A 16,861-nucleotide genomic window follows, 5' to 3' on the forward strand; every position below is an offset into this window, starting at 1 on the left:
TCCAATGCCTCTTTATCATAAATTAGTCCGGGATCAGATTCCAACTATCATTGCTCGGAACGGAAAAAAAGCAACGTTCCGGACACTTAACGAGGAAGAATTCCTCATCGAAGCGAAACGGAAGTTGCATGAAGAAGTAGCGGAATACGAAGAAGCAACGACGACCGAAGAAGCAGTTGAAGAATTGGCCGACTTATTGGAGCTGGTTCACGCGCTGGCGCGGACGCACGGGACGACACCGGAACAACTGGAAGCAATCCGGCTTAAGAAACACGATAAGCGGGGCGGCTTTGATGACAAGCTGTATCTGATTGAGGTCGAAGATTGATTTCGGCTGCAAAACTGACGACGCACGACCTGTATGCATCGTTGGTCACTGCCATTGACCAAGCTGATGAAGTCTATATCGTCGCCGCCTTTGCGCAACGTTCTGGTGTCGAACTGTTGTTACCGGCGTTACGGCGTGCCGTCGAACGGGGCGCTGATGTGCATTTTTTGATTGGCGACTACTTACATATTACGGACCCAGAGGCGTTGGCAGAATTATTGAAACTGGACGGTCTGTCGCTCCGGTTTTATCGCTCCGGCGGACGAGCGTTTCATCCGAAAGCCTATCTGTTCCGCAATGCAGAGACCGGTCTGTCGATTGTCGGCTCATCGAATATCTCTAAAAGTGCATTCCGAACCGGTGTCGAGTGGAATCTCCATTTGCCGCAAGCCGTCGCACCGCATATTTTAGATGATGCGATCGAGGCATTCATGGATCTTTATTTAAGTGAAGCAGCTCAAGATCTGAATCCGATTGTCCTCGAAGCGTACCGGCAAGAACATGACGCACGGCAATATGTTGCGGAACCGGAAGTTGACTATGCGGAGCAACAGCTCGTCACGTTCGATGAGATTTTGCCGCACCGGGTGCAGGAGGAAGCATTACGGGCACTCCGGGAAACGATGGAAGAAGGACGCACGCGTGCTTTGACTGTGCTTGCGACCGGTCTTGGGAAAACGTATCTCAGTGCGTTCTTTGCACGTGGTTTTAAGCGGATACTGTTCCTCGCACATCAACGCGAGTTGCTGGAACAAGCGGAACGTTCGTTTGAAAAGGTCGAACCCAATTGGCAGACGGCTTTCTATATCGGATCAGACCGCACGAACGATGACCAGACGGACGTGCTGTTTGGATCGGTCCAGACGTTATCCCAAAACCGTCATCTTGAACGGTTCGCACAAGATTATTTTGATTTGATCATCATCGATGAGTTTCATCACGCAGCAGCTAAAAGTTATCAAAAGATCCTGGCGCATTTCGAACCCCAATTTTTACTGGGACTGACAGCGACGCCGGACCGGATGGACGGAGCGGACGTCTATGCACTGTGCGACAATCACGTTGCCTTTCAAATGCACTTCACGTCAGCGATCAACGAAGGATTTCTGACTCCGTTCCATTATTACGGGATTCATGACGTCATCGATTATTCGCAACTGCGGCGGATGGGACGGAAATATGATGCGATGGAACTGGAACAGGCGCAGATTGATCGGGCAGTCTCAGAAAACATCTATGCCGCTTGGTCGAAGCACCGGCAGACGAAGACGATCGGCTTTTGTTCGTCGATCCGCCAAGCCGAATACTTAGCGCAGACATTCCGGGAAATGGGACACCAAGCGATTGCCTTGACCGGACAGACCGTCAATCGACGGGAACGGATTCAGGAGTTTGAACAGGGAACGTTAGATATCGTCTTTACGGTCGATTTGTTTAATGAAGGAGTCGACATTCCAAAAGTCGATACGTTACTGTTTTGCCGACCGACGGAATCAATCGCAATCTACACCCAGCAAATTGGACGGGGCTTACGTTTAGCGAATGAGAAATCACATTGTGTCATCATCGATTTGATCGGCAACTACAAAAATGTCGAGACGAAGCTGATGTTGCTTGGAACAGTAAAAAACAAGATTAAGCGTGGAGATAAGGAGCCGATTACCCCACCAAAGGGATGCATCATCGAGTTCGATACACAAGCACTGAATATCATTCATCGCATGCGTCAACCGAATCAGCGGAAACTCCGCTTGATTGAGAGCTATGAACAATTGAAGCTCGATCTCGGGCGTCGTCCAACCTACGTTGAGATTGGTCAACTGACAGCCGTGCCGACTGGCTATAAACAAGAGTGGGGCTCGTACGTTCGTTTCCTGAAGGAACAAGGTGAATTGACGGATGAAGAAATCGAGACTTACGATGCTAACCGTGAACTGATTGAACAGGTCGAAAAGACGGTCATGAACCGGAGCTATAAGATGGTTGTGTTGCTAGCGATGCTTGAGCGGGGCGAAGAACGTTGGATGGAGTCGATTACCGCAGAGGAAGTGGCGCCGTTCTTTTATGAGTATTTGCATGCGGAGAAGTACCGGGAAGTAAAGGATGCGCAAGGGAAGGTTTTTGAGAATGGATACAATGAATCCAAAATAGTGGCATTGCTGAAGCAACAGCCATTTCCGAAAATAGGGTATCCGTTTATTTTTGAATGTGATGTTTTATATATATCAATAAACATATTTCAGAGCAGAAAACTATACGAATTAATAAAAGACATCGTGTTGTATCGTTTAGAAATTTATATTAATTAATTTGTAAATATAAATGTTAAAATATCACTAAGAAATAAATTTATATCATTTTTTATAACATTTATAGAAAGAATAAATCTTTTAAATTAGTTTATTGACTATGATGCAAATAATTTCTCTAAATTAGACAAAAAATCAATAATTTTTTATATGAATACAAAACAATATTATGGAGGATTAAGATGAAGAACCTTTACGAAATATGTAGACCAAGAGATAGTGTTTTCGATGAGTCGAAACGTGATGATACTTTAGATTTAGCAAATTTAATTGACAACTCAATTGAACCAAGAGAATTTTTTAATGAAACCTATATTACTGAAGGAATGGAACTAGTATTTGAAACAGCTTTTAAGCGATTCGAAGGTAAAGCACCAAACGGTATCATAAAACTCACTCAAAGTATGGGTGGCGGGAAAACACATAACATGGTGGCATTAGGTTTGTTGGCTCAAAATGAGGATCTTAGAAAAGAAAAAATTTCTCACTTAACATCATTTGATGAACCTATACAAGTTATAGCTTACACCGGACGTGAAAGTGATATTCCTTATGGTATTTGGGGAGAAATTGCTCGTCAACTAGGAAAAGAGGAAGTATTTAAAGATTACTATGCTCCATTGAAATCACCAGGTCAATCAGCTTGGATTAATCTTCTTAAAGGTCAGCCTACTTTAATTCTTTTAGATGAATTACCACCGTATTTAGAATATGCACGTACAATTACAGCGGGAACTGGTACTTTAGCTGATATAACAACTAATGCTTTAGCTAATTTGTTCAATGCTCTTAGTAAATCGGAATTACATAATGTATGTCTTGTCATTTCTGACCTGCAGGCAACATATGAAACTGGTTCAAGTTTGATTCAAAAATCATTTAAAAATCTTGAAAATGAGATTGCGCGTAGTTCTATTAATATTGAACCAGTAGGGACAACTTCGGATGATCTTTATCATATCTTAAGGAAGAGACTTTTTGAGACAACAGCGACCAAAGACGAAAAGCATGAAATAGCAATAAGTTATAAAGAGAATATACAAGAAGCAAAGCAAATGAATTATACTAACTTATCTCCAGAACAGCTATACACAGGTATCATGGATGCCTATCCTTTTCATCCCTCCATTAAAGATTTATTTGCTAGATTTAAAGAAAACCCTGGTTTTCAACAGACTAGAGGCTTTATTAGACTTACAAGAATAATGGTTAAAAATTTATATTCTGGAGATGTACCCAAAGCAAAGTCCAACTTTTTAATAAATGCTTTTGATTTGAATTTAAATGATGCAGAAACATTTTCTATGATACGAAGTATAAAGCCAAAGTTATCAAATGCTATCTCACACGATATTGCTCAAAAAGGACGATCCATATCAGAAGAAATTGATTCGGTGACTCAAAGTCAAGACATGCAAGACCTTAGTAAGCTTTTATTAGTTTCTTCTTTAGGAGATGTAACAGGTGTTCTAAATGGACTTTCTATTCAAGAAGCAATTGGAATAATAGCTAGTCCTGGTAGAAGTATTACAGAAATTAAAGGAGCATTAGAAGAGTTTAAAGTAAAAGCTTGGTATCTTTATGCCGACAGAGATAACCGTTTGTATTTTAAGGACGTTAAAAATGTCAATGCTGAGTTACTTTCGTTAGTAGATACGTACTCAGATGAGATTGCTAAACAGGAAATTAAGCGCATTTTAGGTGCTAAATTTTTGCCGGAACTTAAAGATTGTTATCAAGAAGTAGAGGTATTTCCTGCAATTGATGAAATTGAAATACGTCAAGACAAGATTACATTGATTCTATTTGAACCGAACCCTAATGGAGTTGGATTGCAGCGAGATTTAGCAGATTTCTATGAAAACGTAAAATATAAAAATAGAGTTATGTTTTTGACGGGGCAAAGAAACTCGATGGAAAATCTATTAGAAGTTTCAAAACAGTCGAAAGCAATTCAATCAATTATTAGTCGTATGAAATATGAAGATAAGATAGCTGAGAGTGATACACAATTTCAGCAGGCACAGGATATTCTACATAAAGTAGAATTAAATATGCTACAAACATCAAGAGAGACGTTTATTACATTGTATTATCCGACTACTGATGGTTTTGAATCTAGTGATTTTAAAATGGAATTTAAAAATAATCGTTTTGATGCTGAGGAACAAATTCGTAATCTTCTAATGGAAGTAATGAAATTTGAAAAAGATACAGCAAACGATACATTTAGAAGAAAGTTTGAAGCTCGAATTTTTACGACTCGTCAAGCAAGATGGATTGATCTGAAAGAACGAGTTGCTACAAATACGTCCTGGACCTGGCATCACGCCAAAGCATTAGAAGATTTGAAAAATGATTGTTTAAAAAAAGGTATTTGGCTTGAAGAAGGGGGTTATCTTGACAAAGAACCACCTGCACCAGAAACTTCTGTTAACGTTAGAGAAGTGTTCAGAGATGAACGAAATGGTGAAGTGACCTTGAAAATCACACCCCAAAATGGTGAAACAGTCTACTACGAGATAAATGATGAAGCTACTACAGGATCGTTGGAAGTTAAAGACTTGAATGCTTTCAAAACAACCGAGTTATTACTGACGTTTTTATGTGTTGATACCTTAGGTATTCATGAAACTGGGCCAGTTACTGAATGGAAAAATGATGTTCAATTACAGTATAATGCATTCGATAAGAGTGGGAAAAATTATATTGAGCTCAAGGCATCTTCACCAAAGGTAAAAATTAAGTACACTACAGATGGCTCTAATCCTAAAAGTAGCGGTGGTTTTTATGAAGAGGCTTTTGAAGTTCCAAGCGGAACAAAATTTGTACAAGCAATTGCTGTACATGAAGAATTGAGTATTTTCTCTGAAACGATTTCAATTCCTGTAACAGAAACAAAATTTGAAATAGATAAAGATATTTCATTGCTATTAACACATACAATTAAATCTTCTATTACTGCCGATGTATATAAAAACCTGGAATCATTTAATAATCATAAAGTGAAAATAGCTGGGGTTAGTTTTCAATTATTTGAGAAGAGCAACTTAACACAACAAAGTTGGATCGAACTATCGTTTGACAACCATACTTTCTACGAACCTGCTATATTCATTAATCAATTAGATGAGTTGAGGAATTCTTTCTTCAAAGAAAAAAGTGTTGAAATTTCAATGAGTATTGAAAAATGTAATTTTGAAAAAGGTCAGTACTTTGAAGATTGGATTGCAGAAAACAAGCAAAGTATTGACTTATATAAAAATTATATAAGTCAATAAGGAGGACTTTATGCCGAAAAAAAAAGCTTTAGGATTTGGATATATACCTGAAGAATCAAAACATCACTTTTTACTTGTGACACCAAAAAGCCCAAAGGAGGATGTTGCAGTATATGAACGTTTCGTATGGGATGATGCAGAAGAACAACGAACTGATATACTGGAAGAAAATTTAAAGGTCACACTGGATAGACATAAATGGAATATTATTAAAGAACCATTGACAACAGCATTTAATAGTAGACTAAAAGAAAAAGATGTGATAATTGGAAAATACAAAAATGGTCATGTTCCAGTTGAACGATTGCTTGGTAAGGAAATGGTTTTACTCATGTGGGCAATTGAAGATTCTGATCCACAGCTTATTCCTATGGCATTAAAGAATTGGATGGGCTTAAGCAGAGAAGAACGTTGGTGGCTGTTTACAATGGCAAATGCTGTTACAGGACATGCAGACGATAAAAGAGGATGGAGGAAAGCGATTAGATATGCTTTAACTGAGAATCCAATTGATGGTGAGGACAAGCAACAAGGAAGCATCCTAGAAATGCTCTATAAGAACACGTAAGCGGGGGTTAAAGTTTTGTTAGATTACAGTAAGTCATTTATTGAGACACAGTTTCCTGTTTCAAAGATTTCAAAAGAAAGTTATAAAGAAAGAAAAGCAAATTTAGGACAAACGTTAACTGGACTTGGAAAGTGGTGGGGGCGTAAACCGCTTATTTTAGTACGGGCGACAATGCTTGGTGTTTTATTACCTGTTTCAGACAATCCTAAAAAAGATAGAGAAATTTTCTTGAAGTTGCTGACAATGGATGAAGAAGGTCTTCTACTAAGAAAATCAAAAAATTTGCCGTTAAAAAAAATATTTTCTCTTTTAAATTTCTCTGAAAAAACGACGTATTTTTCTTCCACTTCAACAGAAGAAAAACCTGTTTTAAAGAAAGGTGTTACTACAGCTGAAAAGAAAAAAATACAGAAGATTGCATTCGCTAGACTTTCATATGACGAAAAATTGACTTATTGTGATAGACCAGAGCATGTTGAAGAAATTCCTGAAAACGTTTGGAATGAAGTAAATGATCATTTAGATACATCTGTATCAAACATTCAAGAACTGGTAGAAGAACTTGGAAATAAAAGATTTGGACATAAACCAAGGATAGGAGATGCTTTTGCTGGTGGAGGAAGTATCCCATTTGAATCTGCTCGTATTGGAGCAGATGTTTATGCTTCAGATTTAAACCCAGTAGCTGCACTTTTGACATGGTCTGCACTTAATATAGCTGGAGCATCAGCAAATGAGATTGAAACATTAAAAAAATTTCAAACACATGTTTACGATGTTGTTGACAAGAAGATTGTTGAATGGGGTTTAGAACATAATGAATATGGTGAAAGAGCAGACTCATATTTGTATTGTATTGAATCAAATTGTCCGGAGTGTGGATATAAAGTTCCACTTGCTCCTTCGTGGGTAATAGGGCAAGGTACTAAAACCGTTGCATTATTAAGAGATAATAATGTAGATGGATTTGAAATTGAAATAATTCAAAATGCTTCTGATGAAGAAATATTAAAATCTAAAAGTATGTCGACTGTTCAACAAGGGAAATTAAAGTGTCCTCATTGTAAGAAAGAAACTCCTATAGCTGTTTTAAGGAAAGACCGTAGAGATGCTGATGGAAATACCATTAGTGGGTTAAGAAAATGGGAGAAAAACGATTTTTTACCAGAAAAAAGCGATGTATTTCAGGAACGCTTATTTTGTATTCGATATGTAAAAGAAAATGTTGATAAAAAAGGAAATAAAAAAATAGAACGATATTATACTAAACCTTCAATTGAAGATTTAAAGAGAGAGCAGAATGTAATAAATAAGTTATCAGAAAGAATAGATGATTGGAAAGTAAAAGGGTATATCCCGACAGATATTATCGAAGAAGGATACAACACTAATCAACCTGTGAGAGAAAGAGGTTGGCAGTACTGGCATCAGCTATTTAACCCAAGACAACTTATAATTATAGGATTATTTGTAGAAGAGATATCGGAAGGTAAATATACTCAATTACAAAAAGCTACGGGTCTTTTAGGGATAAATAAATTTGCTAACTTTAATTCTAAGTTAAGTATGTGGGTTAATAGTCCAGGTGTTGAAAAAGTAGTTCATGTTTTTACTAATCAAGCTTTAAATACTTTCTATAACTATGGAACCAGACCTCTAATTGATCTAAAGAACCTTTGGAATATTACTCTCAATGCTTCTTTTGAGTTGGGAAATTCTGAAGTGCAACTTTCTGATGCAAGAGAAGTAAATACTAATTGTGACATTTGGATCACAGATCCTCCATATGCTGATGCCGTAAATTATCATGAGCTAACAGAATTTTTCCTATCATGGGATAAGTTATTGATAAAAAAAGAATTTAAAGACTGGTATACAGATAGTAAAAGAGTTCTTGCTGTTAAAGGCAAAGGAAAAGAATTCAATGAAAGTATGATTGATGTCTATCGTAATCTTTCACAGCATATGCCCGATAATGGAACACAAGTGGTAATGTTTACTCATCAAGATGTAAAAGTATGGGCTGAACTAGCAATGATTTTGTGGTCATCAGGCCTAAGAGTAGTCTCAGCATGGAATATTGCTACTGAAACTGATGCATCTGGATTAAAACAAGGTAATTACGTTAAAGGAACAGTATTATTAGTTTTGAAAAAGCAGACTTCAGATGACGTGGCGTTCCAAGATGAATTATATCAAAAAATAAAAAAAGAAGTTCAGTTTCAAATTGATAGCATGAGAGATCTAGATGATAAAGAAGATCCAAATTTCACAGATGCAGATTACTTACTTGCATCATACGCCTCCTCATTAAAAATTCTTACTTCGTATAGAGATATTGAAGGAATTGATGTTAAATATGAACTGTCTAGAACAAGAAATTCTTCGGAAGAAGGACCAATTGAATCTATTATTAATAAAGCTGTAAAAATAGCTTTTGATTATTTAATACCAGAGAGCTTTGACAATTTAGTTTGGAGAGAATTATCGGCAGAAGAGCGATTCTTCATTCGTAGTCTTGAATTAGAGATGGGAAATGTATATCAAATTAGTGCATATCAAGAACTAGCAAGAGGCTTTAGCATCAGTAACTACAGAGACATGTTTGAAAACTTTAGAGCAAATAAAGTTCGATTAAAAACAGCTTCAGAATATCGTACTAAAGGGATTGATAAAGATATTTTTGGAAATTCTTTAATGAGAAATATACTAGTATCTTTACATCTATGTGTTCAATCGGAATCAACATTAGAAGGTAAAAACTATTTAAAAGCAAAGTATGATCAAGGTAACGAATATTGGAATAAGAGATCTGCGATCATCGAAATTCTTGGTTTCGTATCCAGATTTGAAAAGATTTCACATATGCAGCATTGGCATAAAGATTCATACTATGCACGTTTGTTAAAAGAGTCCATTCGTAATGATGGAGTTTAAGGTGGCGAATATACTTGATAAAAAGATATTCAACAAGAAGAGAAGCAATTAATGCTTCTCTTTTAAATACTAAGTTACTTAATGCAAAAAATTACGATAGAATTGCAGGATATTTTAGTTCTTCTATTTTAGAACTTGCTGGAGAATCAATTGAACAGATAGAAGGAACTGTGAGAATAGTTTGTAATTCTGGACTAAATATTAAGGATGTTGAAACAGCAAGACTTGCTCAAGCAGCTATTAGAAAAGAGTGGTGTGATTTTAAGCCTGAAGAGTTACCGGATTCAGCGAATAGATTTAAAAAGCTTTATAATCTTTTATCTACTGGAAAACTTGAAGTCAGAGTGATTCCAGATGAAAAATTTGGTCTTATTCATGGTAAAGCAGGCGTTATAACTTTAGCTAATGGAAAAAAGACAACATTTTTAGGTAGTGCCAATGAAACTTATAATGGTTGGAAATTGAATTACGAATTAGTATGGGAAGATGATTCTCAAGAAGCAATTGAATGGGTACAAGAAGAATTCGAAGCTCTTTGGTACGACCCAAGTGCTGTTCCTCTCTCAGATTTTGTTATTGAAGATATAAAAAGGATATCTGATAGAGAAGTAATTGAAACCGTAGATAAGTGGAAACATAATCCTGATCCAGCTTCTACTGCAGTAGAATCTCCTGTGATAAGAGGAGAATTTGGTCTCTGGGAGCACCAGAAATATTTTATTGATTTAGCTTTTAGTGATCATCAAAAAAGTCATGGAGCAAGGTATATACTGGCGGATCAAGTTGGCCTTGGAAAAACGATTCAGCTTGCAATGTCTGCACAGTTGATGGCTTTATATGGAGACAAGCCTATTCTTGTAATTGTGCCTAAAACACTTTTGTGGCAATGGCAAGATGAATTGAATACTCTACTGAATATACCTTCAGCTGTTTGGAATGGTAAAGAGTGGGTAGATGAAAATAAATTTAACTATCCAAACAAAGGAGTAGAAGATATAAAAGCATGTCCTAGAAAAATTGGAATAGTATCACAAGGACTTATAGTATCTCAGTCTCCGGTTATTAATTATTTATTGACTAAAGAATATGAATGTGTGATCGTAGATGAATCTCATAGAGCAAGAAGAAAAAATTTGGGTGATAAGAAAGAAAGTCAGAATCCAGAACCTAATAATTTATACAAATTTTTAATAGAGATTTCTAAAAGTACAAAGAGTATGTTATTAGCTACTGCGACACCAATACAGTTATATCCTATTGAGCTATGGGATTTGATGAATATATTATCTCAAAAAAATCAAAGTGTTTTAGGAAATAGATTTTCATTATGGCGAAAAAAAGAATACATCCTCAAAAGTTTGGATCTAATTACAGGAAAAGAGAAAATTGATTTTTTGAATTCTGAAAATTGGGAGTGGATAAGGAACCCTTTTCCTCCTGCGAAAGAAGATGAGATCACTTTCGGTATGATAAGAAGAAAACTAGGTTTAGATGACGATGAATTTGTTATAAATACTAATCTATTAGATCTTTCTAAACCGGATCAGACAAAAATTAACCGAATTTTAAATAATGATTTTTATGAAAAATATAATCCCTATATCCGTCATGTTGTAAGAAGAGAAAGAGCGTATTTACAAAATACAACAAATCCAGAAACTGGAGAACCCTATCTGCAAAAAATTGATGTAGAATTACACGGAGAGTCTGATGATAGTGCGTTAGTACTATCAGGTTATCTAAAACAAGGTTATATATATGCGGAAGAATTTTGTGATTTGTTAGGGAAACGTAATAAGAGTAGTGGTTTTTTAAAGACTTTGTTGTTAAAAAGAATTGGAAGTTCAGTAGTAGCAGGACTAAGCACAGGTAGAAAGATGCTATCTGGGTGGAATACGTCATTATTTGATTGGATTGAGGAGGAGGACGAGCCAGCATTAGGATCTAATATTAAAAATCTTACAATTGATGAAAAAAAGCTTCTTGAGAAATTTGTAAAAGCTTTAGAAATGAATAAAGAATCTGATCCTAAGTTTGAGAAAGTACTTGAATTATTATCTGATTGGAAATGGTTTGAAAAAGGGTGTATCATATTTTCACAATATTTCGATACTTCTAGATGGGTGGCTCAATCTTTATCTGAAAAATTTCCAAAAGAAAGTATCGGTTTGTATGCAGGAGGAGAAAAGTCTGGAGTTTTTCTAAATGGAGACTTTTTGAAAAAAGAAAAAGAAGAATTAAAGATTTTAGTCAAGAGACGTGAATTAAAAATATTGGTAGGAACAGATTCTGCTAGCGAAGGATTAAATTTACAAACATTGGGTACATTAATAAATCTTGACTTGCCATGGAATCCAACTCGTCTAGAACAAAGAAAAGGGCGTATTCAACGTATTGGACAAGTAAATGATGTTGTGCATATTTATAATTTAAGATATAAAGACTCGGTAGAAGATAGAGTTCATAAATTACTATCGGATAGATTTAAAAATATTCATAGTGTATTTGGGCAAATTCCAGATGTGCTAGAGGATGTATGGATGGATATAGCTCAAAATGATATCGAAAAAGCAAAGCAGCGTATAAATGAAGTTCCTCAAAAGCATCCATTCGAAAATAGATATAATAACTCAGTTAAAAAAATAGATTGGGAAAGCTGTACAAAAGTCTTAGACCGCAAAGAAATGAAAAAATATTTTAAAAAAGGTTGGTAAAAATTATTTTTTTGTGAAATCAATTTTTGAAATTTTAAATTTGAAGAATTTAGACGTTGAGTTCAATACTTAAAGGAGAACAGAATGTAGCCTTGGTAACCGCTTGAAGTATCCAATAAAGTTGGAAATAAAAATCCAACTTTATTGGATACTTTTTTACGGGGAAATATACGAAGATGTCCAAAAGAAAAACTGTGGCGTAAGTAATTTATTAAAAAAATTGCGTTTCTTTGAAAAAATACGAAAAGTATAGTGTCTTAAATAGCTGGTAAGAAGACTTTTCCACAACATAGACCTTCGTACACCAAGGTCTTACTAGAACAGACGGCTTGCGATAAAAATGAAAGTGTCAAAAAACACGTGAGATGCGAAGACTTTCGACTTCATCGTAAGTCAGGGTACAAGAGGACACTCGATCACAGTAAATTATGAACACTGTTGTATCTTGATGAAGACAGGGGAGGGAATGTATCAGGACATTCTTTGGTATTTTTTTAAGCGGCAACATCTCAGCAATTAGAAAACTTCATACGAAGTCTTTTCCGAAGAAGTGTTGAGATTAATTAAAAAAGAATTAAATATAAGCTGCTAGTATAAATTTCTTTCAATCTTTTAAAAAAATAGTTTTTGATAGATCAAATTGAGTGTAATAAATGACGTACTCAAGATACCGATAATGCTAGTACTTTTTATTCTAACCGATGTTCTTCAAAGAATCTTATTTTTGAAAACATAACATTGATGCCACAATAAATATTTCTTGTTTTCTTCAAAAAGCGTTAGTTTTGTATCTAGAGAAACCTGATAGATTTGAGGATTTGAAGCTAATAATACTTCAGATATTAAAATATGACCTTTTTGATCAAAGCTAATTAGTCCTTTATCAAAAAGTGCATCATGATGCGCACATAATAATAGTCCGTTATAAGGATCAAGTCGCTCATTTGGATTAGAATCTTTCCATGGTTTAGCATGAGATGCTCTAAGTAATTCAGGTAAGTTAATATGACAAATAGAGCATTGTCCTTTCCATAAAGCTATTAATCTTTTTTTATATACATGTTGTCCTCTTCTCATTAAAAGTTCTAATTGAACTTCAGTTTGGTTCATTTCATCCTCATTAATTACTTCAGTATTATATTTAGCAATTTCAGAAAATAAGTACATGCTTAAGTCATCACTACAAGGATATAGGAATCCAGTATTCTCAACACTATTTGCTTGAAATGGAGAATACTCATGAGGTAACAATTCTTTGACGACAGGCCATTTACTTCTGATATGAAGTGGATTTTGTAACCTCGTGAAATCAATTTCAGCTAAAAAATTGTGATTTTCATTTATAATCGTTGAATGTGTAATTTTACTTACTCCATAAATTAACCCCTGATTGTAATGAAATACAAAATCATTTTCTTTTAGATCTATCATTCTAGAATAATAATGAGGAACATTGCCCAAATTATCTTTGGTAGGACATTCAAGAATATTTAAATCATTTTGATTTTGAGAAGTATCCATGACAATATAAAAACTCATTAATGATCTCTCCCTAAAATCACTTAGTTCTAGCTGCTGAGATAACCTGTTCAGGAATTTTTCCTAAGAAATAGTCCTCAATTACATTCCAAAAAACTTCAGTATTCATCTTGTTTTCAAAAATATATTTCAACATTTCATTTGAAAGTTTATGACGATAATGTACATCATTTAAGATTTTATTTTGATACTTGCTAGGATTCTTAATTAGGCTTTCTAGTTGTAGAGTAGAGTTAATTCGTATATAAATTTCTGGAGTATTTCCCCCTTGGATTTGATAATTGACTAGACCCAACCCTTCGAGTAATCCGAATGTTATAGTAGAGCGGTTAATGGCATCTCTTACACTTTTAGAAAGATAAACATTATAACTAGAATCAGATTGTTGATCCGTCCATTTAGAATCAAAATAAATATTTGCTTGTTGAAGTACAAATTTAAAAAAATCTTCATAGGATGGAGTGATTCTATAACTTTTGTTTTCATTTACATGAATCACGGACTTAGAATTAGTATTTAATCTAAGAGAAGTATATCGAATCATTGATTGCAAAATGATTTGTGAAAGATTTAAAGCGTTATATTTATCTAACTTTAATTCTTTTTCAAGATAGACTGCTAAATCTTCGTTTTTAAAGAATGATCGAGTTAATGCATAGTTATTAAAAAATCCACTTACTGACTGTAATCTTTGAGAAAAAATAGTCAAAGAGTGTTCTAAAGAGTTTTTTGACTGAAAATTAACAATAAATGTAGAATCAATTTCATCTAAAAAGTTTAAATTTATCGTATGATCTCGATCATGAAATTTACGCTTGAAATTAGGGAAAGAAAGGTTACGATATCTCTTCTCCCAAATTTTCTTAAGATCAATTTCATAAATTTTATTGTAGTGATCATGGTCGATCGTTTTGATAAATCTTGCATATTCTTTATTCTGAACTTGGTGTAATAATTTCTCACCTTTTTCTGTTACTTTAAAATATTCTCTGGAAAATAAGCCTCTAGGTCTAGCAACAAATGGTGCAAATCCAATTCTATTAATAAAATCTTTTTCAATTAGTAATAGAGCTGTTTTTAATTTTCCTTCAACATCAGTATCTTCATTTCCATTATTTGATGTAAAAATATGTGAGAAGTCTTCTACGCTGACTAGAAGATTTCTAGATTTTTTTTTCTCTTTGTAAATTTTATAAATTTTTTCGGACACTTGTTGTAATTGATTTTTTCTTATAGTGGACATTCCGTGTAAACGTTTAATATGCGAAAAATCATTTTTCAAAAAATCAAAATATGCCTGTCCATTAATTCGTTCATCACGTGCGGCACGTCCAATTTCTTGTACATAGTCACATACATTTCCGGTCGGTGCATAATGGTATACTATGTCAATATCAGGTAAATCTATACCCATTCCATATGCTTTTGTAGCAAACATAATTTTAGAATCACCATGAGAAAATTTGTAATGATGTTCTTCTTTATGTGCCTTAGGAAGACTACCATAATAAGTTACAATTTGTTTTGATAATCTTGGGTGTTGTTCTTCAATATAAGTTTGTAGCTGATGTATTAAAGGGATTGTAGGAAAATAAACAAGTATTTTCTTTTCATCTTTTATAAAACTTTTTAGCCGCAAAGATGCAAAATCAAATTTTGCCATTCTATATTCATTTGTACTTAGTTCTTTAGGATGACTATCAATTTTCATCTCTATATCATTACGTTTTATTTGACCTAAATAAAATTTGGGATTAAGTAACCCCAAACTATCACGTGTCTCTTTATACATATCTTCTTCTCCACCGTAAATTGCAGTTGCGGTAAAAGTAGCGATAGGAAATTTCATTTCTTTGCGAAGTTTTTGCAGATAGGGTCCTAAGTACCAATAATCAGCTCTGAACGCTTTTCCCCATGTGGTCACAATGTGGGCTTCGTCTACAATAAATAAACCAACTTTAGTTTCTTCACCAATCAATAACTTTATATCTGCTCTATTTAATAGTGTTTCTGGTGAAATATATAAGATAGCTATTTCTTTTTTATGAATTCTCTCTTGAATCTCTTCTTTTTCCATTGGTGTAATATTTGAGTTGATTGTCGCTACATTATTAATACCGCGAGCCTGTAAGTTTTTTACTTGATCATTCATTAGACCTATTAATGGAGAAATAACGATAGTTAGTAGTTGATGATTTTTGTGCATTAAAAACGAAGGAAGTTGAAACATTACAGATTTACCAGCACCCGTCGAAGAGGTGATAAAAATATCTCTAAATGGTTTTTCTTGTTGCGCATTTTCGATTTCTTCTACAATGTCATGAATAATTTGTGACTGTTTAACATCAATCAATTCTTTAGAATTATCAGGATCTTTATACATTTTTAAACTTCTGAATGAGCTAAATCCCCAATATTCATCAAGAATTTTTAAATACTTTGACTCATCTATATTTGTTAAATATAAAGATTTTTTTGTGAAAAAAATTTTTATATTGGAATTTAAATATACTAGAGTAGATAGACGTTGTAAGTATTCATTAATAAAAATTTCGTTGTCATTTGAATGAACAATATTTACTAGTTGTTTTTGAGTAGAATTAATTAATTTATTCATAAATATAAGAAAACTATTTTGATTTTCTTGAATTTCGAATGTTAAATCGTAAGCTTGAATTTCGCTACTTGTTAAATTCAAAAGACTTATATTAGTAAAATAGGGAGTAAGGTTAGATAAGATTTCTTCATCGAAAGAATAGGTCCCGTATAATTTGGAATCTATGTAAACAAGGTTTCCATAAAATTCATTAATGTTCTCAAAGTTCGAAGATTTGATTTCTTGATCATCCTCTTCATAATCTCTCAATACTTGATCGAAATTATCAAATGAGTAAAAAATGGGAAATAAAGAATGATAAAGATTATTATATAAAAATTGAATATCAAAATAGTTCTCAAATTGATTTTTAATATAAAATTGATATTCTTCAGTAGTACACCAATAAAAAGGACTTTCATCAGTCATTTTAGGATATATATGTAAAAGAACTTGCGGATTGTGATTAAATTCTTCAATTTTTTGAGGGAATTTGTCTTTGAATAATTTATATTTATTAACCTCTATTAATTCTCCAGCAAGTTCTAAAATAGAAGAACTAAAATATCCTGCAATTCTATCGTAATTT

The 16,861-nt window shown here is 34.0% G+C and carries 8 protein-coding genes; 6 read left to right on the top strand and 2 right to left on the bottom strand.

What is annotated here, in order from left to right; translation table 11 throughout:
* Positions 1-4: 4 nt before the first annotated feature.
* The 6 genes from N7U64_RS13045 to N7U64_RS13070 all read left to right on the top strand — a co-directional run bounded on the left by N7U64_RS13045 (position 5) and on the right by N7U64_RS13070 (position 12,137).
* Positions 5-328 carry a nucleoside triphosphate pyrophosphohydrolase gene (locus tag N7U64_RS13045; protein WP_318930024.1) on the top strand — a complete coding sequence of 108 codons (324 nt, stop codon included), beginning with the start codon at positions 5-7 and terminating at the stop codon, positions 326-328.
* Positions 325-2,637, top strand: a complete 2,313-nt coding sequence (locus N7U64_RS13050) for a DEAD/DEAH box helicase family protein (protein ID WP_318930026.1) — start codon at positions 325-327, stop codon at positions 2,635-2,637. The genes N7U64_RS13045 and N7U64_RS13050 overlap by 4 nt, the downstream gene beginning before the upstream one ends.
* A gap of 182 nt (positions 2,638-2,819) precedes the next feature.
* Entirely contained in the window at positions 2,820-5,918 is a 3,099-nt protein-coding gene (locus N7U64_RS13055; RefSeq protein ID WP_318930027.1) for a DUF499 domain-containing protein, read from the top strand.
* A gap of 10 nt (positions 5,919-5,928) precedes the next feature.
* Positions 5,929-6,486: a DUF3780 domain-containing protein gene (locus tag N7U64_RS13060; protein WP_318930029.1), complete on the top strand. Its 558-nt coding sequence runs from the start codon at positions 5,929-5,931 to the stop codon at positions 6,484-6,486.
* 15 nt (positions 6,487-6,501) lie between these two features.
* The gene (locus N7U64_RS13065; protein ID WP_318930030.1) at positions 6,502-9,423 is read left to right on the top strand and encodes an anti-phage-associated DUF1156 domain-containing protein; all 2,922 of its coding nucleotides are present in this window, start codon (positions 6,502-6,504) and stop codon (positions 9,421-9,423) included.
* Between the two features lie 14 nt (positions 9,424-9,437).
* A complete protein-coding gene (locus N7U64_RS13070; RefSeq protein WP_318930031.1) occupies positions 9,438-12,137 on the top strand; it encodes a phospholipase D-like domain-containing anti-phage protein in 2,700 nt (899 codons plus the stop codon).
* A 708-nt stretch (positions 12,138-12,845) separates the two neighbouring features.
* Here N7U64_RS13070 and N7U64_RS13075 read toward each other — a convergent pair.
* Both N7U64_RS13075 and N7U64_RS13080 read right to left on the bottom strand, forming a co-directional pair.
* On the bottom strand, positions 12,846-13,676 hold the full coding sequence (locus N7U64_RS13075) for an HNH endonuclease (RefSeq protein WP_318930033.1): 831 nt from the start codon (positions 13,674-13,676) through the stop codon (positions 12,846-12,848).
* 19 nt (positions 13,677-13,695) lie between these two features.
* On the bottom strand, positions 13,696-16,861 hold a 3,166-nt coding region (locus tag N7U64_RS13080; RefSeq protein WP_318930034.1), incomplete at its 5' end, for a DEAD/DEAH box helicase.

Origin of the sequence: Exiguobacterium sp. K1 (assembly GCF_033721435.1) — a bacterium.
Classification (GTDB): Bacteria; Bacillota; Bacilli; order Exiguobacteriales; family Exiguobacteriaceae; genus Exiguobacterium_A; species Exiguobacterium_A artemiae.